The 24,781-nt window shown below is 36.2% G+C and carries 17 protein-coding genes; all 17 read left to right on the top strand.

The window, feature by feature from the left end:
• The first annotated feature begins 74 nt into the window (after positions 1-74).
• The 17 genes from AWW83_RS00510 (at position 75) to AWW83_RS00590 (ending at position 24,770) form a co-directional block, all read left to right on the top strand.
• A complete protein-coding gene (locus AWW83_RS00510) occupies positions 75-1,022 on the top strand; it encodes a dihydrodipicolinate synthase family protein (protein ID WP_092346791.1) in 948 nt (315 codons plus the stop codon).
• Positions 1,023-1,035: 13 nt separating this feature from the next.
• On the top strand, positions 1,036-1,830 hold the full coding sequence (locus AWW83_RS00515) for an IclR family transcriptional regulator (RefSeq protein ID WP_092346794.1): 795 nt from the start codon (positions 1,036-1,038) through the stop codon (positions 1,828-1,830).
• Entirely contained in the window at positions 1,827-2,951 is a 1,125-nt protein-coding gene (menC, locus tag AWW83_RS00520) for an o-succinylbenzoate synthase (protein ID WP_092346797.1), read from the top strand. Before AWW83_RS00515 ends, menC begins: the two co-directional genes overlap by 4 nt.
• Complete coding sequence (locus tag AWW83_RS00525) at positions 2,952-3,968, top strand: dihydroorotate dehydrogenase (protein ID WP_092346800.1); 1,017 nt, start codon at positions 2,952-2,954, stop codon at positions 3,966-3,968. It abuts the gene before it with no gap.
• Between the two features lie 17 nt (positions 3,969-3,985).
• Positions 3,986-4,285 (top strand): DUF362 domain-containing protein, encoded by a 300-nt coding sequence (locus tag AWW83_RS00530; RefSeq protein ID WP_092346803.1) that lies wholly within the window; start codon positions 3,986-3,988, stop codon positions 4,283-4,285.
• Between the two features lie 143 nt (positions 4,286-4,428).
• On the top strand, positions 4,429-7,392 hold the full coding sequence (locus AWW83_RS00535; protein ID WP_092346806.1) for a TonB-dependent receptor: 2,964 nt from the start codon (positions 4,429-4,431) through the stop codon (positions 7,390-7,392).
• A 24-nt stretch (positions 7,393-7,416) separates the two neighbouring features.
• On the top strand, positions 7,417-9,885 hold the full coding sequence (locus AWW83_RS00540) for a T9SS type B sorting domain-containing protein (protein WP_092346809.1): 2,469 nt from the start codon (positions 7,417-7,419) through the stop codon (positions 9,883-9,885).
• Between the two features lie 22 nt (positions 9,886-9,907).
• Positions 9,908-10,909 carry a PorV/PorQ family protein gene (locus AWW83_RS00545; RefSeq protein WP_092346812.1) on the top strand — a complete coding sequence of 334 codons (1,002 nt, stop codon included), beginning with the start codon at positions 9,908-9,910 and terminating at the stop codon, positions 10,907-10,909.
• A gap of 73 nt (positions 10,910-10,982) precedes the next feature.
• Entirely contained in the window at positions 10,983-11,999 is a 1,017-nt protein-coding gene (locus AWW83_RS00550; protein WP_092346815.1) for a uroporphyrinogen decarboxylase/cobalamine-independent methonine synthase family protein, read from the top strand.
• An 18-nt stretch (positions 12,000-12,017) separates the two neighbouring features.
• On the top strand, positions 12,018-14,714 hold the full coding sequence (locus AWW83_RS00555; protein ID WP_092346818.1) for a glycoside hydrolase family 38 N-terminal domain-containing protein: 2,697 nt from the start codon (positions 12,018-12,020) through the stop codon (positions 14,712-14,714).
• Between the two features lie 24 nt (positions 14,715-14,738).
• Positions 14,739-16,814, top strand: coding sequence for a hypothetical protein (locus tag AWW83_RS00560; RefSeq protein WP_092346822.1), 2,076 nt, complete (start codon positions 14,739-14,741; stop codon positions 16,812-16,814).
• Entirely contained in the window at positions 16,811-18,388 is a 1,578-nt protein-coding gene (locus tag AWW83_RS00565) for a glucosidase family protein (protein ID WP_092346825.1), read from the top strand. The genes AWW83_RS00560 and AWW83_RS00565 overlap by 4 nt, the downstream gene beginning before the upstream one ends.
• A 25-nt stretch (positions 18,389-18,413) precedes the next feature.
• Positions 18,414-20,327 carry a sodium:solute symporter family transporter gene (locus AWW83_RS00570; RefSeq protein WP_092346828.1) on the top strand — a complete coding sequence of 638 codons (1,914 nt, stop codon included), beginning with the start codon at positions 18,414-18,416 and terminating at the stop codon, positions 20,325-20,327.
• A gap of 16 nt (positions 20,328-20,343) precedes the next feature.
• Positions 20,344-22,695, top strand: coding sequence for a hypothetical protein (locus AWW83_RS00575; RefSeq protein ID WP_092346831.1), 2,352 nt, complete (start codon positions 20,344-20,346; stop codon positions 22,693-22,695).
• A 20-nt stretch (positions 22,696-22,715) separates the two neighbouring features.
• Positions 22,716-23,540 (top strand): sugar phosphate isomerase/epimerase family protein, encoded by an 825-nt coding sequence (locus AWW83_RS00580; RefSeq protein WP_143713851.1) that lies wholly within the window; start codon positions 22,716-22,718, stop codon positions 23,538-23,540.
• Complete coding sequence (locus tag AWW83_RS00585) at positions 23,530-24,504, top strand: Gfo/Idh/MocA family protein (RefSeq protein WP_092346837.1); 975 nt, start codon at positions 23,530-23,532, stop codon at positions 24,502-24,504. The genes AWW83_RS00580 and AWW83_RS00585 overlap by 11 nt, the downstream gene beginning before the upstream one ends.
• A complete protein-coding gene (locus AWW83_RS00590) occupies positions 24,501-24,770 on the top strand; it encodes a hypothetical protein (protein ID WP_092346840.1) in 270 nt (89 codons plus the stop codon). The genes AWW83_RS00585 and AWW83_RS00590 overlap by 4 nt, the downstream gene beginning before the upstream one ends.
• Positions 24,771-24,781 lie beyond the last annotated feature (11 nt).

The following is a 24,781-nucleotide window of genomic DNA, read 5'->3' on the forward strand; positions in this document are numbered from 1 at the left end:
GAGCAAGAGGATGTAGGTTCTGGGATCTTATAAGATGGCAAATTCACTTGAAAATTGTTTGATTTGAAAAGAAAATGAAAGAAACAGGAATGAGAAAAATTAAACTTGAAGGAATTATCCCGGCGGTTGTAACGCCTATGAAAAGTGATTTCTCCATTGATTTCGTTCAGTTGAAAAACTATATCAATTGGATTAAAAATTTTGATGGGCTTGGGGGAGTTGCGGTAAATATGGACACAGGCGAAGGAATACACTTGAGTAGGGACGAGAAAATGAAAATACTTGAAACCTGGGTTGAAAATGTAAATGGTAAGTTCCCAATTCTTTGTGGTTTAACCACAAGATATACAAAAGAAGCGGTGGATGAAGCAAAATTGATTGAAAAAATAGGTGCTGATGCAATCGTTGTTTTTCCTATACCTGCATATGCCGGTAATCCTTTGCCTTCCGAAATTCCTTACAGGTATCACAAATCTATAAGTGATGCTGTTGATTTACCTTTGGTTTTGTTTCAACTTCAGCCATCTCTTTCGGGTGTTTTTTATGATGATGAAACTCTTTTGAGATTGGTTTCTATAAAAAATGTGATTGGAATAAAAGAAGCATCGGCTGATGCCTTGAAATTTGTTCAGACGATGAGCGTTTTGAGAAATTCCGGGAGGAAAATATCAATTTTAACTGGGAATGATGATTTTATACTTGAATCGTTTATACTTGGGGCGGATGGGGCTTTGATAGGGTTTGGGACAATTGCAGTTGCAGAACAAATTGAAATGTTTAAAGCAGTGAAGGAGAGAAACTATGATAGGGCTTTTGAAATATACTCAAAGATAAAACCACTTGAAGAGGTGATATTTTCACCGCCTGTTAGAGATTACCGGGCAAGGGTAAAAGAAGCGTTAAGAATGATTGGGGTTTTGAAGACAAGTTTTGTTCGTCCGCCACTTCTTCCTGTCTCAAACAGAGATAAGGAAAAAATTAAAAAAGCGTTGAAAAATCTTGGATATAAGTTAAAAAACTAACAGAGGATTTAAAATGAAGTTGGAGCAATTTACCGATGCTGGGAAATATACTGTTCCAGCTGTTAAAAGGGCGATTGAAATTTTAAATTTGCTTGAAAAGTCGGATAAACCGATGGGGTTGAGTGAAATTTCTAAATATGTGAACTACCCAAAAAGTTCAATTTTTAGAATACTTGTGACGCTTGAAAAATATGGTTTCGTGGAGAGAAACACAAGTGATAACACATTCACACTTGGTTTGAGATTATCTCAACTTGGCATAGCAAAGCTTAACAAAATGAATCTTGGTTATGATTCATACAGGTATCTTGAGGAACTTGCGAGTAAAACCGGTGAAAGTGTTTATCTTGCGGTTTTGAATAATTATAAAGTTGTCTTGATTCAGCGTGTTGATTCTCCAAGCATGTGGTCTCTTGTTACAAAGCTTGGTTTGCGTTCGCCTGTGCACTGCACAGCGAGCGGGCAAGTGTTAATTTCTGAAATGAGCGATAAAGAACTTTCGGAACTTGTCAGAAAGGTTGGATTGAAAAAATACACTGATAAGACGATAACATCGCTTTCTGAGTTAAAAGCGAGGTTAAAGAAGGTAAGAGAGCAGGGATTCTCTGTTGTAGATAGAGAATATAATCCAGACCTTGTGGCGGTTGCTGCACCTATTAGAAATGCGTGGGGAAAGATAATAGCTGCTCTTTTGATAACCCTTCAATACAGAGGAAATAAAACGATCGCAAGAGCTTATGAACTTGCGGAGGATTTGAAACTTTATGCTAAAAAAATATCAAATATGCTTGGTTATAGCGAGAAATGAAGTTTAAAATTGAGGAGATATTTTTAAGACATTTGAGAATTCCTATGGTTGAAAAGTTCAAGATAAGTAGCGGTGAGGTTTCTGTTAAGGATTCAATAATTGTTGAAGTTAAGTTCAGCGATGGTTTTACAGGTTATGGCGAAGCTTCTCCGATGGCGGGTTCGTTTTATTCAAGTGAAACTCCAGAAAGCGTATGGGATGAACTTATAGATTGTGTTAACTTGATCGGGAATGATTTTGATTTTGAAAATTTTGAAACGGAGGTTGATAAATTAAACTCAAAATTTTCATCTTATGGATTAAGTTCTTTCGCAAGGGCTGGGATTGAGACGGCATTATGGGATGCTTTTTCAAAAATCAGGGGACAGCCGATATATAAATTGATTTCAGCTGAATTCAAGAAGATAGAATCGGGGCTTGCGGTTGGAATTTGTGATAATGTGAGTGAACTTTTGAGCAAAATTGAAAAATATCTCAGTGATGGCGGATATAAAAGGGTAAAAATAAAAGTTCAGAAAGGTTGGGATATTGAGCCATTGAAAGAAATAAGAAAAAATTTCGGAGATATTCCGCTTATGGTTGATGCAAACTGTGCTTATACGAGCGATGACATTGAGCATCTTAAAAAGTTTGATGAGTTTGGTTTAATTATGATTGAACAACCGTTTGGCAAGAGTGATATTAAAGTTTCTGCAATTTTGCAGAGGCAAATTTCAACTCCAATTTGTTTTGATGAAAGTGCAGATACAATTGAGAATTTGAAAATTGCATTTGAACTTGGTGCGTGTAAAGTGGTAAACATTAAGATTCAGAGAGTAGGTGGAATTTTAAACGCAAAGAGAATGCACGATTTCTGTAAAATCAACGGTATTCCGGTGTGGATTGGGACAATGCCTGAACTTGGCATTGGAAGTTTGCACTCTCTTAATTTGTGTGCGCTTGATAATTGCAAATTTCCGACGGATGTTGAAGCATCATTGCGATGGTATTTGGATGATGTAATTGAGCCGTTAATTATGGTGAAAAATGGATTTGTTGAGGTTTCAGAAGATTTTGCGTTTGAGATAAATCAAAAAAAGATTGATAGATACACGGTCAAAAAAATTAAGATACATTGTTGAATGCCAACACTTGAAGTTGAATTTTTAGGTTATCGTGTTAAGAGCCCAATTTTTGTTGCTTCTGGTCCAGCAAGCCATGATGTTAAGCAAATTCCAATTGCGCAGGAGATGGGGGCAGGTGGTGTTGTCTTAAAAACTGTTGTTCCAGATAAATTTGATTATATGAGATACTGGCCAAGACCACGATATAAGTTGATTGATTGGGATAAGAAGATGAATGGCAAATCACAATATTTCACGCTTTATTCTTATGAGCAAGCGTATAGTGGTTCGGTTGATGATTACTTCAACTTTGTGAAAATTTCAAAATCAATTTCAGACATAATGATCATCGGTAGTGCGTTTGCAGATGAGCCTAGTGATTGGATATATCTTGCGAAAGGGATTGAAGAAGCAGGCGCAGATGCTATTGAGCTTGATATATCTTCACCACATAAACCTGGAACCTTGCAATTTGAAACTCACTTTGTTCAAGCGATAAAGTCCGTAGTTGAAAATGTTAAGATACCTGTTCTTGTTAAATTAGCTCCTGGTCCGGATGTTTTAACCCAGGCAAAAATATGTTCTGAGCTTGGGGCTGATGCTGTGACATTATGCAATCGTTTGAGAGGTCTTGAAATTGACATTGAAACAGGTAAACCAATACTTCACGGTTATTATGCTGGTGTTGGAGGTCCGTGGGCAAAGTATTATGTGTTCAAGCATGTTTCAGAAGTTTATAAAGAAGTTAACATAACCATAAGCGCCACCGGTGGAGTTTTAAACTGGGTTGACGCATTGAAATACATAATGCTGGGTGCGAAAACCGTTCAAATTCTCTCGGTTATAATCGTAAATGGATGGGGATCAATCAGACGAATTAATGAAGGTTTGCTTTCGTTTATGCTTGAAAGACAAATAGAAAATCTTGAAGAAGTGCGGGGCATAGCATCACGCAATCTTATTGAGCCAGATTTAATTGTAAGATGGACGGGGGAGAAGAAAAGCGGACCGAGAAATACTTTTGAAGAATGGTAAGAAAAGAATTTTAAATTATGGGCAAATACATTGGTTTGAAACCTCTGCCACCTGATTTTTATGATAAATATCCACCCGTTGCTGAGGTAGTTGTTGAAAGGTGCATTGGATGTGAAAGATGTGTTAAGATTTGTTTTTTTGATTCAATCAAAATGATTGATAAAGTTGCTTTTATAAATAAGGATAATTGCACTGGGTGTGGACTTTGTTTTGAATCTTGCCCTGTTGATGCAATTGTGTGGGTTAAAGATGAAACTTGGCAAAATGGTCCATATATACAAAGATATGGCGGGGGAAGCGTTGAATTTGGTGATTAACAATTTCTGTGCCGTTTCATAGGTTTTGTTTTTCATTCGCGAAACGATTTAACATTTGTGAAAAAACTATTGACAAATTCGTTTTCGTGTTTTATTTTTTATGTGAATTCAAGTTTAATTTACAAAACACACAGGAGGTTGTTATGAGATTAAAATTTTTAATCCCTCTTTTGTTTCTCCTTCCAGCGATGTTAATTTCTCAAACTGGTAAAATATCAGGCAAAGTTTATAATGAAGCGACAAAAGAGCCAATCCCTGGAGCAAATGTTATCCTTGAAGGCACTCGTTTGGGTTCCGCAGCTGATGTAAATGGGAATTATATCATCTTGAACATCCCACCAGGGAAATATGATGTTGTTGTTTCAGCAGTTGGATATGTTAAGACGACGATTAAAAATGTTATCGTAAATGCGGATAAAACAACTTTTCTTGATGTTGCTTTGAAGGAAGAAGTTATAGGTTTGCCAGAAGTAGTGGTTCAAGCGGAGCGACCGCTTATTGATATTTCTCAAACAAGTTCAAGGGCGATGATAACCTCGGATGATATATCTGCGCTTCCTGTTGCAAATTTTCAAGAGGCTTTGAGAATATCACCGAGCAATTATTCTGGATATATCAGAGGTGGAAGAAGATATGAGACAAAATTTTTAATTGAAGGTGTAGATGTTAGCGATAAGTATTATGAAGCTTTTTCTGCAAATTACGGTGGGAATCTTTACACGACTTATCACGGATTAAGTTTGACATTTAGAGAAAATTCAAATGTGGCGGAAGTTGGGGTTGGGGCAATTGAAGAGATAAGTGTTAATTCAGGTGCTTCAAGTGCCGAGCTTTCACAGGCAACCGGCGGTGTTGTAAATATAACTTTGAAAGAAGGTAGAGGTAGAATTTCAGGCAAAGCATATGTTAGATATGCTTCAAAACTTCCACACAAAGGTCCTGATCTTTACTTTGGGCTTCTTCCCGATGGCTCAACAGCTGCGGATAAATACTTCGGTGAAAAACGGGCTCTTGAAGCAAAAGGTGACCCCGCAAGTTTAGCAAAAGCTAGACTTTACACTTGGACACCGGGGAAATACTGGTATGGAAATAAGCCAACGGCGGAATTTGAGGCGTCGCTTGGTGGGGGTTTGTTTAAAGATATGGGATTTTTCGCCGATGTGAGGTTTTACGAAACTTACGGTAGATTTCCAAATGAGTTTAATCGTCGGCTTGACATCACGGGCAAGTTAACTTATAACTTAACACCTTCAATAAAATTGACAGCGATTGGATTGGTAAATGATCAAGGTTTTTATTTTGGATGGAAAAACAGGGTTTTCAACGAAAATTATAAATTTTTCCTTGAAGGTGTGCCGAAATATACAAAAGGTTCATTTGCTTTAAGTGGTAAGTTGACGCATGCGTTGTCTTCAAGGACATTTTATGAATTGCAAGTTTCTTTTTTGACAAGTCCAACGGAGGCAGGTTTTGTTGACAGCAATGGAGATGGAAAAGTTGAAGTCAATGAAGATGACGGCGACTTTATAAAATTTGCAACGCCGGAAGAGATAAGAAAATACATAAGCAAAACAGATAAAACTAAATTTTTCACAACAACACCGAGAAATGAATCTGAATCTGAGGCATCTTTTCCATCATCAGGTCCGTATCCACTTGCAAGACCTGGGGCATATTATGAATACCAGAGATTGAGTCAATTCAATGTCAAGGGTGATATCAAAAGTCAGGTCACAAACCATCATTTTGTCTCCGCTGGATTTGATTTGAAATTTTACAAGTTCACACATTTGAGAAGATACACCGTTGTTGGAAGGTTTGATGTTGAAGATTATATCGTTAAGCCGTATGAGTTAGGTTTTTATTTGCAGGATAAAATTGAGTATTCTGGTATAATCGTAAATGTTGGTTTGAGGGCGGATGCTTTCAATGCTGGTGCGAAGGAAATTGACAATTATTTTGCGCCTTATGATGTTAAAACTGAGCAAGTTCAACTTGGCGGGACGAATGAGGTCTTGACAGTTAATAGATACATACTCCGCAGAAACACAAATGTTAAGACGAAATGGTTAATTGGTCCTCGTTTGGGAATATCGCACCCAATATCAGATAAAGCATCAATGTATTATTCATTTTCAAGGTCAATGCAAGTTCCACCATTTGCATCACTTTATGCTGATGCATATTCTGAAATGCACGGTACATTGCCAAATGTTTGGCTTGTTGATCAAGAGCCGTTAAAATCAACAATTTATGAAATGGGAATACAATATGTGATTTCAAATTATTTTGGTATTGATTTGAGCGCTTATTATAAAACGATTGAAAATTATGTTCCGCTTGCTTATGGTGTAACTCCAAGACCAGGCGTTGCCATAACTTACTTTATAAGATTTAACGGCGGATATGCTGATTCAAGAGGAATTGAGTTAACACTTAACAGTAGAGCTTTGCCTGTTGCTAATCTTTTTAAATTATCTGGTAAATTGACATATGCATACAGCTACATTAAGAATCTTGTTGTTTCGCCGGATGCGTTGAGAGGTCAAAATGTTACATCGTTTTCAACGCTTGGTGGTGATAGTGCGAAATATGGTGGTAAATTGCCATTTGAAAATGCAAAGTATTTTGCAGGATATGAGATGAATGTTGTTTCAAATCTTTCCTCAAGTTTTACGGGATATGATAGACCGCATAGAATTTCACTTTCACTTTTCTTTGATTTTCCAGCGCCGTTCAAAGGTGTTCCAGTTGATTTTCGTCTGAGCACATTTACAACAGCAGCGAGCGGATTTCTTTATCCACTTATACTTGCTGACCCAAGATCAAGGAAACTTGGCGAGGGTCCTTGGAATATAAGAACAGATATGAGATTGGAAGCGGGTTATTCGCTCGGGAAAGTAAGAATTGCTCCGTATCTTGAAATTAAGAATTTATTTGACCGTGAAAATATAATTGGCTATGATAGAACAACGGATGAAGGTCAGCTTTTGTGGGAGCAAAAGAAAATACCAACTGGACCGCTTGGGCTTACTGTTTTCAGAGATGGGACAAGCGCATTTGATATCGCAAGAGAAGTTTACTTTGGAATAAGCATAAACTTTTAATCAAAAATTAACAGGAGGTTAAAAATGAAAAAGTTTGCAATTTTAACTCTGATTTTTTTCTCAATTTCACTTTCACAGGTTAAAATTCATGATGCCGAACTTTACAAAGGTATGTCTCCAGCTGTTCCAAATGATATATTCCCAGGTTCAGCAGTTATGATTGCCGGCGATCTTTGGGATTCGTTCTTGCCAATAGGACAAGGTGTTTATTACAGTGAAACTGCAAATAACCCTGCGCAACTTTGGGATCTTGTCAGAGTGGGGAACTTTGATCGTCAATGGTCAACTCCAACTGCACAATGGCCTGGGGGTTACCCGATAAGTTATTTCTGGGCACAAGATATAATTGCTGTTGAATATAGCCCGAATATCAATCCGCAAAAAATTAGAAGTTCAAGCGAAAATTATGCGTTTATGATTTATACCAATAAACTTGATGCTTTGTTCGGGAGAGGACCTTATTTCATAGGACCTGTTTGGCTTAAACCTGATTTCACAGTTGATGCTGATGGAAGTTATAGATATGCGTTATATTACGAATCTGGTTTCCCAACTAATCTTGGTGTCTGGGTGACGGTTAGAATTTTGCAGTTTACTCAAAATTGGAATAACTTCAACGATTTTATAATCGTTGGATTAACATTTAAGAATGTGGGAATTCTTGATGTTAATGCCGATGGGACACCTGAAAGAACAAATAATAGGATAAATGCTCTTGTTGTCGGATGGTTTTCGGAGGTAATGCATAGTGCTGAGGTTGGCGTAACCGGGAGAAGAACCGCAAATAGGTTTGGTTCAGGGAGAAACAGCGGTTATATTGCAGATGCTGATGAAACTGGTGCACCGTGGGCTACGCTCGTAAGTTATGCGGGTGTTAATCCAGCAAATTACACTGCTTATCCTGATCCAAACTCCGTACCGCAGGGCAAAAGAGATATGGGCTTAAATGCATATCCACTTGGTTGGTACACAGATGTCTGGTTTGGTAGAACTGTCCTTGCGGTTAAAAATGATTCAGTTGGGCTTCCGGGTGCTCTGGATAAAAAGACAATTTTTGATAGTCATCCTGTTGGAGTTGGTCCTGAAAGAGGATGGTATCTTTCAGCTGGCACAGGTCGTGGTGGACTTGATAATCGTAATGATGCAAGATTAATTCACACAATTTTGATGGGGACATGGTATAAAGATGGTGGTAAAAGCAATAGCACAACTCTTCTTGATTTGAATCCAAACCCGAATTATTTCCAATCTGGAACAGTAGGTGATCCACTTTCTTTTGTCCCAAAACCAGCTGGACAAAGAGGCAAACCGGACGGAGATAAAAAATCAACAAACGTTTTTGAAAATGTTTGGGAAGATGGATGGACGAAAGGATATTCAGCACAGCATAATTTTGATGGTGATGCTTTCATAGGTTGTGGTCCATTTTCACTTGAGGTTGGTGAAGCAATTACGGTTGTTTTCGCTGAATATGCAGGATTTAGATTGCCAGGATTGTTAAGATCATTGCAAGCTGCTCGTTGGGCTTATGAAAATTATTTCCAAGTTCCAGCTGGTCCAGCTTCTCCTGATATAAAAGTTGAGATAACCGATGATAATAAAGTTCTAATCCGATGGAAAAAATCATCTGATGAAAATGATCCAAATTTTGGTGGATATAAAATTTATCGTGCAAGCGCATTTCCAAAGTTTAAATCAACTGATGTTGGTTTCAGAGTTTTGCAAAGATATACAGAGCAGATGGAAGAAGGGGATATAAAGGATACATACAAAGATCCGATAAATCCGAAGTTTGATGCCTTTGGTGCTTTGAAAGATATGCAAGCAGGTTATTGGGGTCCTTACAAAGTGAGAAAAATAATCCCGAAGAATCAGCTCTCACAATATGCAAATTCATCCGGTGGTTATGATTATGCCTTTAAAGATGATGCGCTTGATGTTTTGCTTGGTTTCTCATACTGGTACTATGTTTCAGCATACAAAAATTTACCATCGCCATTGACTATAAATGGAAGAAGCACAAATGTTCTTGAATCCGGGAGAGTAAATGTCAATGGCGCAAGCGGTCTATGGGAGGGAACTTATCCGTGGGCGACTCAAAATTCGTTTTATCCAACAAGTGCAGAGGGTCAAAAGAAAATCGGTGCAACTGTCGTTGTTAAGTCAAGGACATCAACGCCAGCTGAACTTTCATCTGGAGTTAAAAAGGTAGGTGTCAGACCAAATCCGTATAAAAAAGCAGCACTTCACGACATTGGAACGCAGCATAAGCTTTTGTTCTACAATCTTCCTCAAAAATGCACGATAACGATTCTTGATGTCTCGGGTCAAATAATTGATAAAATTGATTTCACTGCACCAAATCCAAATGATGGGACTTACACCTGGGATATGTTTTCAAAGGATGGAATTGAAGTTGCAAATGGTTTATACATTTATGTTGTTGAATATGAGGGTGGCAAACAAGTTGGATATTTTGCAATTTTAAGATAAAAAACCAAAAAGGAGTTTAAAAATGAGGAAAACAATTGCGATTTTTTTCAGCTTTTTACTTTTGTTATCAAATTCACATTCACAGGTGAGAAAATCAGGAATCAATTCACTTGCGTTTTTAAAAGTTGGGGTTGGTGCAAGGCAAGTTGCCATCGGCTCTGCAGCGACTACTTTAAAAGGCGAACCGAATATGATTTTCTGGAATCCCGCTGGAATTGTTTTATCTGATAAAAAACTCGCAATTGAATTCACTTATAACCGCTGGATTGCCGATATAGCTCAAGTCGCTCTTGGAGCAACATATAACTTTGGAAAAATTGGAACTGTTGGATTTGGGCTTATAAGTTTTGGTTTGAGTAATATACCTGCTGATAGAGATTTATTACCACCTGATCTTGCATATCTACAAATTGATCAGCAAACTTCTTCAACTTATAATTTCCGCGATATAGCAATTATCATTTCTTATGCAAGGAATGTAACCGATGTTTTATCTATCGGCGTTAACTTAAAATATCTTCGCGAACAAATTGACGATTTAAGTGCCAGCGCTTTTGCTGTTGACCTTGGTGCAAGTTATAAGGTAACAGATTTTTGGGACATTGGAGCACGTCTTTCAAACCTTGGTTCGGATATAAGATATTATGACATAGCATCTCCAATTCCGCTTTCGTTCTCAATCGGAACTTCTTTTCATTACACATATCAAGGAAGTTTTACTGGGAAATTATTTGTTGATTTTGTTCAACCGCAGGATTTACCGCAATTGTTTTTCACAGGTGTTGAGCTTGATGCTTGGAATATGTTTTTTGTTAGAGCGGGTTATAAGTTCAATTACTCTGGAACAAAAGATAAGGGAACATCTTGGCGTGGTCCTGTTGAAACGACGATTGAAGGATTTTCTGTAGGAGTTGGTGCAAAACTTGGCATTAGTGATTATTCTGTCAGTTTTGATTATGCATTTACACAGATGAAACTTCTTGACAATGTTCACAGGATAACGGTTGGATTTGGTTTAAAATAGTTTAAAACTGCGGGGCGGGTTTTAAAGACCCGCCCTTTTATAAAATTTCCAAACCAAAAATAAACTCACCATTATGAATCTTCCAATTTTACCGACCACAGTTGTTGGAAGCTATTCGCTCCCCAAATGGCTTGAAATCATAAGAGATTTGCACAAAAATGGGAGCATTACTGATGAAGAACTTGAAGAAGCTCACGATAACGCTGTCAAATCATGCATCAAAGATCAGGAACTTGCCGGAGTTGATGTTATAACAGATGGGGAATTAAGACGAGAGACGATGGTTTATTTCTTTACAAAGAGAATTTATGGATTTAAAACTGATGGAAAAATGAAACCAATTGGAAATCTTGACCCGTCAATTCAAATGCCAGATCCAATAATTTTTGATAAAGTAAAAAGAATAGGAAGCATAGGTGTTGCAAGACATTGGCAATTTTTGAAAGAACACACAACGAAAGAAACAAAAGTGACAATCACAGGTCCACAGATGCTTGCAAAGAGAGCAACGAATGAGTATTATAAAGATGAAAGAGAGCTTATTCAGGATTTGGCTGAAATTTTAAGAGAAGAGATAATTGAAGTTGTCAACGCTGGTTGTAAACTTGTTCAAATTGATGAGCCAGTGTGGGTTGGGTATCCTGAGGATTTACCGTGGCTTGTTGAAATTTTTAACAAAATGATTGAAGGAATTAATGCTAAATTTTGCCTGCATGTTTGTTACGGAAATTATCAATTAAAACGGCTTTTTAAAGGTCAGTATTCGGATCTTTTTCCTGCTTTACTTGATGTAAATGCTAAGCAGTTAAGTTTAGAATTTGCTGTAAATAACGCTGAACCGCTTGAACTTTTCAAAAAATATGGAACAAGAGATAAAGAAATTGTTGTAGGTGTAATTGATGTGAAAGACCCAAATGTTGAAACTCCTGAAATTGTCGCAAATAGAATTAAAAAAGTTTTTGATGTTATTCCACCTGAAAAAGTTTGGCTTTCGCCAGATTGTGGAATGAAGTTTATGCCAAGAAATAGGGCTTTTGCTAAGTTAAAGGCAATGGTTGAGGGTGCGAAAATTGTTCGTGCTGAACTTTAAAATTAAAATTTTTGAAAGATGAAAGATAAAAAAGTAACCTATCACTTTGTCTCACAATCTCACTGGGACAGGGAATGGGTTCTCTCATTTGAAGAATACAGAGTTCTTTTAGTTGATATGTGGGATGCTCTTTTTGAACTCCTTGAATCTAACTCTGGTTTCAAGCATTTTATGACGGATGGACAAATGCAAATGATCATTGATTATCTTGAAATTAAACCGCAAAATTTCAATCGTATAAAAAAACTTGTTGAAGATAAAAAACTTTCAATTGGACCGTGGTATATTCAAATTGATCAATTCCTCCCAAGCGGTGAATCGCACATAAGAAACCTTCTTTTGGGATTTGAAATGGCAAGAAGATTTGGTGAGCCGATGAAGGTTGGTTATATACCTGATCAATTCGGTCATATAGCGCAGATGCCACAAATTTTGAATGGTTTTGATATTGATACTGCTGTTATCTATCGTGGTTTTGGCGGGGAACCAGGTCAAGAGTCATCCGAGTATATTTGGAAGTCGCCAGATGAAAGTAAAGTTTTAATGTTTCATCTTCCAAAGGATGGTTATAGTTTTGGTTATTTTGCTATGGATGATGACGAGATGATAGTTCAAAGATTTGAGCGTTTGAGAAAAGAAATTGACACAAGAGCTCAAACTTCTCATAGATTAATTTTAAACGGTGGCGATCATCATTGGCCTGATTTTAAACTTCCTTACGCTATTAAAATTTTGGAAGAAAAATATCCAGAATTTGATTTTATTCATTCAACGCTTGAAGATTACGCTGACAAAGTTAAATCAGAAGTCAAACTTGAAAAACTTCCTGAATTGCTTGGTGAAACTAGGTTTGGTTTAAAGCATGCTTTTGCAGTCATAGGTGGAACGGCATCATCAAGGATTTATGTAAAACAAAAAAATTATTCAGCACAGATAAAACTTGAAAAAATACTTGAACCTTTAAACGCTTTTGCTTTTGTGTTCGGGTGCAAAGATAGAAGCGAGATTATAAAACAGGCGTGGCTTTATTGCCTTCAAAATCAAGATCACGATACAATTAACGGTACCTGCGTTGATAGAGTTTATCACGAAGCGATGACAAGGTATCTTAAAATTGAAGAAATTTTCAATGCCTTGACATTTCAAATTGCAAACGATTTAATGCCTTACGACAGTAAATTTTACAAGGACGATGTTAATTTATTTATCTTCAATTTTCTGCCATTTGCTCTGGATAAAGTGATTGAATGCGAAGTTGAATTTCATCTTCAAGATATCATCGTCGGCTTAAATCCTGATGTTAAATCACCGGAGAAAGGCACTCTTGTTTCAGGTTTTAAAATTTTTGATCAAGATGGAAATGAGATAAAATATCAAATTCTTGATCGTTCCGAGAGATACTCTCTCGTCTGGGGTTATTACGAATATCCACATCAAACGCTTGTTGAAAGTTTTAAAATTCTTCTTGATGTTAAAAATTTTCCATCATTTGGTTTTAAAAAATTTAACATTGTCAGAGTTGATGAATTTCCAGAATATGGGTCGGGCATCTCATACGGTGAATCTGGCGATGGGGAGTTTTTTATGGAGAATAAATTTTTAAGAGTTGAAGCAAGTAAAGATGGAAGTTTGAGAGTTTTTGATAAAGAGAAAAAAATTGAATTTGATAAACTTAACATTTTTGAGGAATCCGGAGATGCAGGCGATGAATATAACTATTGTTTCCCCGAAAAAGATGAAATTTATTATTCAACAGATATAAAGCCGGAGAAGATAGAATTCGTTGAAACTGGACCCCTGCGATTTGCTCTCCAAATCAAATATAAAATGCTCGTTCCGCAAAGCACAGATATACATAAAAGATCAGATGAGAAAGTTGAGATGGAAATCGTCTCAACGGTTTATCTTGAAGAGAATTCAAAAAGAGTTGATTTTAAAACCAAAGTTAATAACACAGCCAGAGACCATAGGTTAAGAGTCATATTTGATACGGGGATAGATACAAATATAAGTTATGCTGATTCTCAATTCTGCGTTGTTAAGAGGACGCACAGAAAATATAACTGGGATGAATATCCTTATGAAAAGCCGTTGAATCTTGAAGTTTTTCAAAGGTTTGTTTGCTTACAGGATAAGTCCCGTGGATTTGCAGTTTTCGCAAAGGGTTTGCCAGAATATGAGCTTTCACTTGATAAACCTGGACGAATTGCGATTACACTTTTAAGAGGGGTTGGTCAATTATCAAAATCAAATCTGAAAACAAGACCGGGTGGAGATGCGGGATGGAAGAATGAAACGCCAGATGCACAATGTCTTGGGCTTCATGAGTTTGATTACAGCATTTATCTTTTCAAACCGGGTGATTTAAAAGATGTAAATTTGCAAGCAGAATTGTATCATAATCCAACATTTTATTTTAAGAGAAAACAGGATGTTGAATCGTTGAAACTTGCTTCGCTTTTTGAAATTGAATCAGATGTAGCAGTTTTAAGTGCTTTTAAAGTTTCCGAGGATAAAAAGGCGGTGATTTTAAGGTTTTACAATCCTCTTGAAAAATTTGCAGAGGCAAGAGTAAAATTAAATTTTAAATTTAAAGAAGTCGCACTAGCTAAATTGAATGAGAGCAAAATATCAACCTTGACCCCGGATGTAAATGGGACTTTCACTGTTAATTTATCACCATTCAAAATTTTGACTTTGAGAATTGAAATTTGAAAAAATTTGTCCGAGAGCATAAATATGCCCGGGAACTTTATTAAAACAGATTTGAAAATTCAACCAACCTCTGAGTCAGCGAGAAATGGCAAAATTCAAATTTTTCATAAAGATAAAATTTTGCTTGAAACCGATGGGCTTGGTGATTTGATTTGTAAAGATGGCTACATTGATAAAATCAAAGTTTCAAATTTTGCACGAAATGAAAATTGCATAAGCGTTAAAGGAGAATCTGAAACTTTATCGTGTGAAGTTGAAATTTTAAACAGAGATGTTTTTTGGGAATTTAAATATGTCGTGTCAAGTTATGCACGCGATTATTTGTCGGGCAGAATAAATGTAATCTTTAAAGTTATAAACTGCTCAAATCCAAGATGGCTTGTCCCCGGCATATTATACAAACACAACAATCCCGGAAAAGCGTTAAGGAAATTTCCAAAGTTTAGCATAGATGTGGATATGGAAAACTTCATCTCAAATTACTGGGCTTTTTCATCGCGAAGATGTTCAATGCCTGCTGTTTTTTGCTGGGCTGATGAATTCATGTGTTCAATTGTTGTTGATGTTGAATTTTCAGCTGGTGAAAGTGGACTTTATTTATTTGGTAATGGAAGCGAAACTAAACTTGGTAGTATTTTCCCATATTGTGAAGAACCTATCTCATACGCTCCATTTAGAGGTAATGAGCCAGTTTATAAAAATTTTGAAATTCGCAGAGGTGAGAAAATTGAATTTAAATTTAAACTTTTCATCTGTTCTTCCGATCTTCATTCTTATGATGAAGTTGTGCGTTTATATTATTACTCTTTGAAAAATTCAAATTTCCCGAAGCCATGGTTTCCCCTTGAGCGTGGGGCGAAGCTTTCTGCATATGGACTTTTCAAATGGCACTATGACCAGAAAAACAATGTAATTTATGAAACAAGAGGATTTGATAATGTTTTGAGTTTAAATGTGAATGATGCAGACACGAGAAAACATATGCATATAAGCTGGGTAAGCGGAATTCCATACGCATTTGCGCTTATGAAATACGGGCATCTTTTTGACAAGTGGGATTATTTTATTGCGGGAAAAAATGTTATAAATAAAATTGTGAGTGAGGGAGTATCACCAATTGGGATTTTGTGGTCTCAGTGGACGATTGAGGATGGATGGACTGATGGATGGAATCCAGAAAAAAACTTAACACAGGCACGAACGCTTGGTGAGGCAATTTTGTTTTTATGTCGCGCTTATAAATTTGTTTCAAAAATTTCAAATCAAAATTTGAACTCAATTGAGGTTGAAAAATGGAAGAATTGCATCGTTCAGAATTTAAATTTCGCTCTAAAAGTTCAAAATTCAGATGGTAATTTCGGCTCTTATTACGATTCAAAAACAGGCGAAGTTAAAATATGGGATGGATGTGCGGGTTTGATCTGGATTCCAGCGCTTATTGAAGCGTTTGAAATTTTTGGAGATAGAAAATATAAAGATTCGGCTATAAAAGCGGGTGAGTATTATTCTCAATTTGTTTATGATGAGTTTTTATACGGGGCACCCGAAGATGCGTATATGATTCCAACATCAGAAGATACTTACAATGCTTTGATCGCATATGTTAAACTCTATGAAATTGACAAAAATAATTTTTGGCTTGAACTTGCAAAAAGAAGTGCAGACCTTATGATGACTTTCAGATTTTCGCATAATCTCAAATTTAAAGAGGGAACAATTTTAAATTTATACGATTTCAGAACGCTGGGCGGGGATATTGCTTCACCTGTCAATCAACATCTTCACAATTACGGGCTCATCTGTCTTCCGGAAATTTTAAAACTTTACAAATACACTGGCGATGGATATTACCTTGACAGAGCAATTGACAATATACTTTTTTCTCTTCAATTTATCGGGAGATTTGATGGCGATTTCAATGCTTTTAAAGGAATGATGCCGGAGCAATTTTATTATGTTGATTGGCTCAGACCCGAGGGAACAATCTTAACACTTTCACATGCTTGGTGTCTTGGTATGGTGATTTATGCTTATTTGTCCTGTTTGGAATCAGAGTTTAAAAATTTAATTTTTGAAAAAATAAAAGTTCAAGAGAAATGAGCGAAACTTACATCAAAACTGGAAAACCTGAATTTGATGAATTTTTACCTGTGATTAAATCGTTTTTTGATGCTAATGCTGTTGAAGTTTATATTGATGCGAAGAAGATAAGTGCATTTATTGACCCAGATGCTCCATCTTTTTGGATAAGAACAATTGCGGATCATCTCAGAGCGTCAAAGTATTTCGCAGATATGAGAAGTGCAATTGAGCATTTTGCTGAGACGCAAGCAGATAACGGGCGCATCTTTGATTACTTTACAGTTTTTCCAGAAAAGTTGCCTTGCGAAAAAGAGAACTGGACAAAATATGTGCGAGTGCCTGTTGAGGCAGATGTTGAATTTAGATTTATAAAGGCAATTTATCTGATGTGGCAGGCGTGTGGAGATGACGACTGGGTTAAGAAGTTAATGCCGAAAATGGAAAAAGCGTTAAACTATATTCTCACAAATCCTTGGAGATGGGATAAAAAGTTGAAACTTGTTAAGAGAGCATATACAATTGATACTTGGGATTTTGCTTATACGGCGGGGAAACATAGCTGGTTGCAGTTTCAAATTGATGAAAATACCTTCTGGGGTATAATGCATGGAGATAACAGCGGGTATTATGAGGCGTTTATGATTATGTCATTTTTTTATGAACTTTTTAAAAACAAGCGAAAATCAGAAGAATGGAAAAGAAGAGCTCTTGATTTGAAAAGGAGAATGAATAAAATTTGTTGGAACGGTAAATTTTACACTCATTTTGTGAAGATAACTCCCGTTGTAATTGAAGGGGTTGATGAATCTCAACAGTTAAGTTTAAGCAATCCGATGGATATAAATCGTGGTGTTACAACACATAAAATGGCAGTGTCAATTATCAAAGAGTATCTTGATAGAAAAGCAAAGACGAGCGCATTTGCGGAATGGTTTTCCATTGATCCACCATTTCCGGATGGAATTTTTGGAGATGAAAGAATTATTCGTGGTGCTTATTGCAACGGTGGGATTATGCCACTTGTTGGGGGTGAGCTTGCAAAAGCAGCTTTTGATCATGGCTTTGAATGGTATGGAGTTGATATATTGAAACGATATTACGACCTTGCGATAAAAACAAGAAAAACTTATTTATGGTATTTTCCTGATGGAACACCACTTAGCCAAGATAAAATGACAAGTCCAATGGAATCCTCAACAGACATTTGGGGTTCAAGCGCTATGTTTTATGCTATGATAGAAGGGCTTGCTGGGGTTGAAGATAAATTTAAACTTTTTAGAAAAGTCAAACTTTCTCCAAGATGGATTTCTGCAGGTGTTGATAAAGCACAGGTAAATGCATTTTACAAAGTTTCTGGGTGTGGAATTTTTTATGACTTCAATTATGATGGAGAAAAAATTGTGTTTGAAATTTCGTCTCAAAATTCAACCGTTGATGTAAATGTTTTACTACCCGAGGGAGCAAAAGCGAGGAAAGTTTTGTGGAATGGAAAGGAAATTGATTTTAAAAATTCAAAAGTTGAAAAGAGCAATTATGCGTCTTTCTCAGTCAATGTGAAAAATTACGGGAAGGCGCAAATTTTTCTGAAATAACTTCAAAAATTAAAAAGAGTAAACAATGCGACTTGCTCAGGATGTTGATTATATAGTTCTTATAATTTATTTCATCTTGATGCTCGCTATTGGAATTTATTTTTCAAAATTTAGCAAAAATGTCCGTGATTACTTTGCGGGTGGGAATAGAGTGCCGTGGTGGGTTAGTGGAATTTCTTTGTATATGACAAATTTCAGCGCTTGGACATTTACAGCAGCTGCTGGCTTTATATATCATTCTTCTTGGTATGGGGTAATTTACATAAGTAGTGGAATAGTCACCTATGCAGTTGGAGCATTGTTAACTGCGAAAAGATGGCGTAGATCGCGTGTCGTTTCACCAATTGAATACACTCAAACAAGATTCAACATCCAAACGCAACAACTTCTTGGATGGGTTATATCAGCGAATTTCATCCTTTCGGCGGGAGCTCAATTGTCTGCAACGTGTAAATTTCTTGCCCCTTTATTTGGAATTGACATTGATCTTTTGATAGTTATAACGGGTTTTGTCATTTTGCTTTATACTTTTCTAGGAGGTTTATGGGGAGTGATGATAACGGATTTTGTTCAGTTTGTTATTTTGATAAGCATGACACTAATTATTTCGCCATTGAGTTTAAAGCTTGTCGGTGGTATAACTGGCTTAATTGAAAAAGCACCTCCGCTTGTTTTCAATCACATTTATAACAACGTTCATTATGATGTTCATTTTTTAATAGCGATTTATTTGATTGGCATATTTGGAATTGCTGCTGGGGCGTCGCAAAGGTTTTATAGCGTTGTTGATGAAAAATCAGCATTAAAAGTTGGAATTCTCGCATCAACTCTTTCACTTGCTCAACCCTTGTTATTTGCTGTCCCTCCGCTTGTTGCAAGAATTATATGGCCAGATTTAATGCAGGTTGAATTGTTTAAAAAATTTTTCCAGCCTAACGATCTTGTTTATCTTGGGGTTGCTGTGAAAATTTTGCCAATCGGACTTGTCGGTCTTCTTATGTCCGCAATGCTTGCTGCAACGATGAGCACTCTATCAAGCGTTTATAATTATGTTGGCTCAATTATAACTCGTGATATTTATGTCAGTTTGTTTAATCCGAAAGCTGACGAAACAAAACAATTTAAGTTTGGTAGAATTATCTCGCTTGTTCTTGGGGTTATAGTCATAGCCGAAGCGTTAATTTATATACACAGCGAATTTGGCATATTCAACATTATGACGACATTTTTCACGCTTTTCAATATCCCCGTTAACATTCCACTTGCTCTCGGCTTGATCTTAAAGGGAATACCAAGGTGGGGAGCTTTTCTCAGCATAATCTGGGGTCTTGTCGTCGGAGCAATCGCAAGATTTGTCGCTGGCTGGTCTATGGGACTTCAGGTTTATATCGCTGGAATATCAACACTTCTTGTACTTCTTTTTAGTGAAAAAATTCGTCAACTTTATCTCAACAAAAGAAACCTTCTGGCTTTTATTTCACTTGTTGTGTCAATTTTTTATTCTGGAATTTTTATCTTCAATGTCTTTGGTGAATTAAATTTTGTTAAAATTTTTCTCATTGTCACTAGCTCTTTTCTTCTCGGTTTTAGCTTGATTTATTTTAACAAATTCATCAAGGAAAACGAGGAAGATAAAGAACTCGTTGAAAATTTCTTCAAGCGAATTGAAAAGCCAGTTGATGTGATAAATGAGGTTTATGGAAAGGGAGAAAAAGAGGTGTCAACTTTTCCGTTCATTGGTTCTATTTTGATTATAATTGGTGTGCTTATACCTTTTTTGTCAGTTGTCGCACATTCGGAGAGAGATATTTATATTTTTGTGGCTATTAGTGTCGTTTATATTGTCTTTGGAATCTTGATGATTTACCACGGAAGGAAAGCCGAGAAAAAATTTAATGAGTATCTTGAAGCGGTGAGAAACTCTGGAATTCCAAAATAAAATAAAGGAAATGATTATGAAACTTCTTGATGTTTTTGGAAAAATTAAAAAAATCCACATTCGCAAAAATTGTGTCCCCGTTGTAAGAACAGTTGCAACGGAGTTGAAGAAGTTTGTGCTTGAGAAAAGTTCTCGCATTGTTGAGATTGAAGAAGTTGAAAGTTTTGATGTTAAATTTGGAGATGGGGTTATGTATATTTCCGCTGGAGATGAGTTCATTTACGATGGATATGAAAAGGCGATTTCACAATTTGATGGGGCATTTTCATACTTTAAAATAAACGATGATGGTTCAGGGATTTTAACCTCATCAAAGCCGTATTATCTTTTTTCGTTTTTCGCTTATCTAACCGAAGACGCTGTAAATGATGATTTTGAGCAATGGAGAGAAGGGAAATTTGTTCCTGTGAGTTTTAAGTGGATAAGAAGTGTTAATGATTTTTTCTTAACTCAACAGGGTAGGATACAGAGGAATTTTGATAGAGAAGCGTATATCCGTGGGCTTGCGAAATTTGGATTTACACATATTGAGGTTAACGGTCTTGGTTTTCCAATGGGCATTGAAACCGGTCCCAAGGGAGAGGTTTATCCAATGTTTTATACTTATCTTCCTGCGCTTGATCAATTTGTTTACAGCGAGTTGAACAGAGGAATTTATCCGTTTTATTATTTAAGCATAAATCTTGCATTCTTAAAAAAGAACGCACGACTTGCGATTAAATATGGACTATCGCCGGGGTTGTTGTGCTTTGAGCCACGCTCTGTCCCGGAGGAATTTTTTGCAAGATATCCGATGTTAAGAGGTGCACGTGTGGACCATCCATTTAGAAGTTTTAAGCCAAGATTTAATATGACGATTGCTCATCCGAAAGTTCTTGAACATTATGCGGAAATGTTAAGAAAGTTGATGATTGAAGTTCCAGAGCTTGAATATCTCGTTATATGGACGAACGACAGCGGAGCTGGATTTGAGCATACAAAATCTCTTTATGTTGGAAGAAATGGTGGAGCTTATCTTATTCGTGAGTGGAAAAGCGATGAAGAAATAGCAAAAGTTGCAGGGCAGAATGTTTTACGATTTTTTAAAACATTGAGAGACTCAGCGATGGAAATTAATCCAGATTTTAAAGTGATAACGAGAATGGAGCCATTTTACGGAGAACATGAAATCGTTTGGTCGGGTCTTGAAAAAGGAATTGAAGTAGAAACGAACACACTTCTTGGTCGTGGTTGGTCTGTGCCTTATTCACATCCAAAATATCCAGAATTAAAAGAGGTAGGTGGAACGCCATATCAAATTAAACTTGATGAAAAGGAGAAAGATTTTATTTCTGAGCTTAAATCAAAAGGTTCAAATGCACATTTTTACTTTGTTTGTGGTCCATTTACATTTTTTGATCCTTTGCTTGGGGTTCCGTATCCTTGGCTTACTTATGAAAAATTAAAATCAATGAAGGAAAAAGGCGTTGAATTTACAGCAAATATGGGTGGAATTAATCCACCTAACTTGGTTCCTTTTAACATAAATCAAGAGATAATTCGCATATTCCAGTTTAATCCAAATTTAAACATTGATGATGAAATTGAGAGAATTGCAAAATCCTGGGCAGGAGATAAAGCGGGTGTTTTAATCAAAGTTTGGAAACTTGCTGAAGAGTCAATCCTCTCATATCCGATACCTGTTCATCTTTATTCAACTTTTGGATTTACATGGCTTAGGATATGGGTTAGACCGCTTGTGCCTAACATTGAGGCAATTCCCGAGAAAGAGAGAAGATATTATGAAGAGTTTATGTGTTCAACACCGCATAATCCAAACAATGTTGATTTGATGAAAGATGTGCTTTTTGAGTTAACAGATAGAAAAAGATGTGAAGTTGCAGTTGAAAGAATGGATAAATTTCTATTTCCACCGCTTGAATCAGCGATAAAAATTTTAAGCGATGAACTTGAAAATTTGAGAGATGATTCGCCTGCGAGAAAAGTTTTATTTGATCAGTTTGTTAGATTGAAAGCTTTAAAATGCTGGTTTAAAACTATGCGAAATGTTTCAGCGTGGATTGCAGGGGTTCACGGTTATCTTGAAAGTCAAAGTGATGAAGAGAAGCGAAGATACAAAGTTATGATAAGAGAGATGATTGAAGATGAAATTGAGAACGCAAACGAACTTGTTAAACTTTGGGAAAATAGCAACGGGGTTGAATTTATGGCTGTAACTGATATGGGTGAAACACCGCTTATACACGGTGAAAATTTCCCTGAGCTTTTGAAAAAGAAGATTGAACTTATGAAAAAACACATTGATGATGAACCATACATTGATCCAGATTATATGTGGAAAAGATCTGCAACTATACTTGAACATTGAAAATAAAACCACAAAATTTTATGATTGAAATTGGAATTGTAAGTGATGAAATTTCTCTTGATGTTGAGGAAGCGATAAAAATTGGGTTGAAACTTGGCATAAAAAGTTATGAGCTTCGTTGTGTCGGAAGCTATGAGAAAAGAGTGCCTTATATTGAGCGTAAAGATATTGACTTTATAAAAAGAAATCTTGATGATGGAAAAATTAAAATCACAGCGTTATCGCCGGGGATTTTTAAAATAAGAGCGAGCGAAAAGGAGAAGTTAAAATTTGAACTTGAACAAGTTCTCCCCGACACATTTAAACTTGCGACGGAACTTGGCGTTGATAAAATTATAATTTTTGGATTTGTAAGAGATGGAACATCAGGAGATGAAATTGTTGAAATTTTAAAAAACGCTTCAATGTATGCGAAACAGGAAAAGTTTAATCTTCTCATTGAAAATGAGCCTGGTTTTTATTGTGATACGGGCGAAAATACCGCAAAGATTATTGATTTTGTCAGAGCTTCATCTGAAATAGATAATTTGTGGGCTAATTGGGATCCAGCAAATGCAGTTGGAGCAGGTGAGTTTGCTTTCCCAAACGGCTATGAGAAAGTGAAAAATTTTATAAAGAATCTGCATGTCAAGGATTCGGTCAATTTCCCTAAATTTAAATGCACTTTGATTGGTGAAGGTGCAGTAAACTGGTATGGACAGCTTATGGCGATAATTAAAGATAAAATAATTCAAAGCATTACACTTGAAACGCATCATTTACCCCTTGTTGAATCAACGATTGAAGATTTAAAAAGATTAAGAGCAATTTTAAAAGCAATTGAAGAAAGCGAGTATGAAGGATGACAGAAAAGTCAATATAGCGCTTGTTGGACTTGGTGGTCATGGCGTGACATTAAGAAGGGCTGTTAAGATGTGTGGTAAATTTAATGTTGTTGCATGTTTTGATATTGATAAAAAATTAGTTGAGGAAACTGCAAGTGAATTTATGTGTCGTGGATTTGATAATTATGATGAGATGTTAAATAAATCAAATTTTGAAGCGGTTGTGATTTCAACGCCAAATTTTTTACACTTTGAGCAGGCGTTAAAAGCGCTCAACCTGGGTAAAGATGTCTTTGTTGAGAAGCCAATTGCTGTTAAAGTTGAAGAAGCGAAAGAGCTTGCGAAGGTTGCTGAAGAGAAAAAATTAATCATTCAGGTCGGTCATAATACCAGAAAACGAAAAGTTTTCAGAAAAGCGAAGGAATTTATAAGCGATGGAATTTTTGGTAAAATTATCTCTGTTGAAGCGAATATATCAATGCCAACTGGTTTAGGACGATTTCCCGAATGGAAGAGGGACAGAGAAAAATGCCCGCTTTTGCCGATGACACAGCTTGGAATACATTTTGTTGATACCTTGATTTATTTCTTTGGTGAAATTAAAGAAATCGCATGTTTTGCAAGAGATGTCCATCTTGATGTTGAAGATAGTGCTGTTGCAATTTTTAAGTTTTCAAATGGTTTAATTGGCGTTTTAACTTCATCATATGTCTGTCCAGATATTTACGAGATAAGGATAAGTGGAACGGATGCAATTTTGAAATGCTCATTAAACAAAGTTGAAGTTGAACGGAGAAATGGAGAAAAACTTGTGTTAACTTTGGATGAAGATATTGAAAGTTATGTTGAGGAACTTTGCGAATTTGCGGATTGCGTTTTAAACCGAAAGAAGCCCGAAGTTGACGCAATCGCTGGATTAAAAAATCTTGAAGTTATAAATGCGATGATAGAGTCGTATTTAAATAAAACAATCATCAAACTATGACGCTTGTTTTTATAATGTTTGCGATGTTTCTTTTGAACAAACAATCATTTGGGATGGACGATTACAGGGCTGATTTTGAAGTCAGAAAAAGCAAGATAATATCTTATTATGTTGATTCGCTTAAAATTGATACGGCAAAAAATGCGAAGATAAATTTTGAAAAAGAGGTAGAAAAAGCACTTGCACTTCTTGCTTCTCTTATTGCAAATCCAAAAAGGGAAAAGAGAATAATTGACTTCAAAAATATGAAAATAATTGAAAAGTAAGAGCAAGTTTA

Source organism: Candidatus Chryseopegocella kryptomonas, assembly GCF_001536065.1.
GTDB lineage: Bacteria > Bacteroidota > Ignavibacteria > Kryptoniales > Kryptoniaceae > Kryptonium > Kryptonium kryptomonas.

Bases quoted from the DNA above. Each gene is read 5' to 3' on its own strand.
- AWW83_RS00575 (WP_092346831.1), top strand. From the start codon at position 20,344: ATGAAACTTCTTGATGTTTTTGGAAAAATTAAAAAAATCCACATTCGC.
- AWW83_RS00585 (WP_092346837.1), top strand. From the start codon at position 23,530: ATGAAGGATGACAGAAAAGTCAATATAGCGCTTGTTGGACTTGGTGGT.
- AWW83_RS00545 (WP_092346812.1), top strand. From the start codon at position 9,908: ATGAGGAAAACAATTGCGATTTTTTTCAGCTTTTTACTTTTGTTATCA.
- AWW83_RS00515 (WP_092346794.1), top strand. From the start codon at position 1,036: ATGAAGTTGGAGCAATTTACCGATGCTGGGAAATATACTGTTCCAGCT.
- AWW83_RS00550 (WP_092346815.1), top strand. From the start codon at position 10,983: ATGAATCTTCCAATTTTACCGACCACAGTTGTTGGAAGCTATTCGCTC.
- menC (WP_092346797.1), top strand. From the start codon at position 1,827: ATGAAGTTTAAAATTGAGGAGATATTTTTAAGACATTTGAGAATTCCT.
- AWW83_RS00525 (WP_092346800.1), top strand. From the start codon at position 2,952: ATGCCAACACTTGAAGTTGAATTTTTAGGTTATCGTGTTAAGAGCCCA.
- AWW83_RS00570 (WP_092346828.1), top strand. From the start codon at position 18,414: ATGCGACTTGCTCAGGATGTTGATTATATAGTTCTTATAATTTATTTC.
- AWW83_RS00580 (WP_143713851.1), top strand. From the start codon at position 22,716: ATGATTGAAATTGGAATTGTAAGTGATGAAATTTCTCTTGATGTTGAG.
- AWW83_RS00530 (WP_092346803.1), top strand. From the start codon at position 3,986: ATGGGCAAATACATTGGTTTGAAACCTCTGCCACCTGATTTTTATGAT.
- AWW83_RS00540 (WP_092346809.1), top strand. From the start codon at position 7,417: ATGAAAAAGTTTGCAATTTTAACTCTGATTTTTTTCTCAATTTCACTT.
- AWW83_RS00555 (WP_092346818.1), top strand. From the start codon at position 12,018: ATGAAAGATAAAAAAGTAACCTATCACTTTGTCTCACAATCTCACTGG.
- AWW83_RS00535 (WP_092346806.1), top strand. From the start codon at position 4,429: ATGAGATTAAAATTTTTAATCCCTCTTTTGTTTCTCCTTCCAGCGATG.
- AWW83_RS00590 (WP_092346840.1), top strand. From the start codon at position 24,501: ATGACGCTTGTTTTTATAATGTTTGCGATGTTTCTTTTGAACAAACAA.
- AWW83_RS00560 (WP_092346822.1), top strand. From the start codon at position 14,739: ATGCCCGGGAACTTTATTAAAACAGATTTGAAAATTCAACCAACCTCT.
- AWW83_RS00510 (WP_092346791.1), top strand. From the start codon at position 75: ATGAAAGAAACAGGAATGAGAAAAATTAAACTTGAAGGAATTATCCCG.
- AWW83_RS00565 (WP_092346825.1), top strand. From the start codon at position 16,811: ATGAGCGAAACTTACATCAAAACTGGAAAACCTGAATTTGATGAATTT.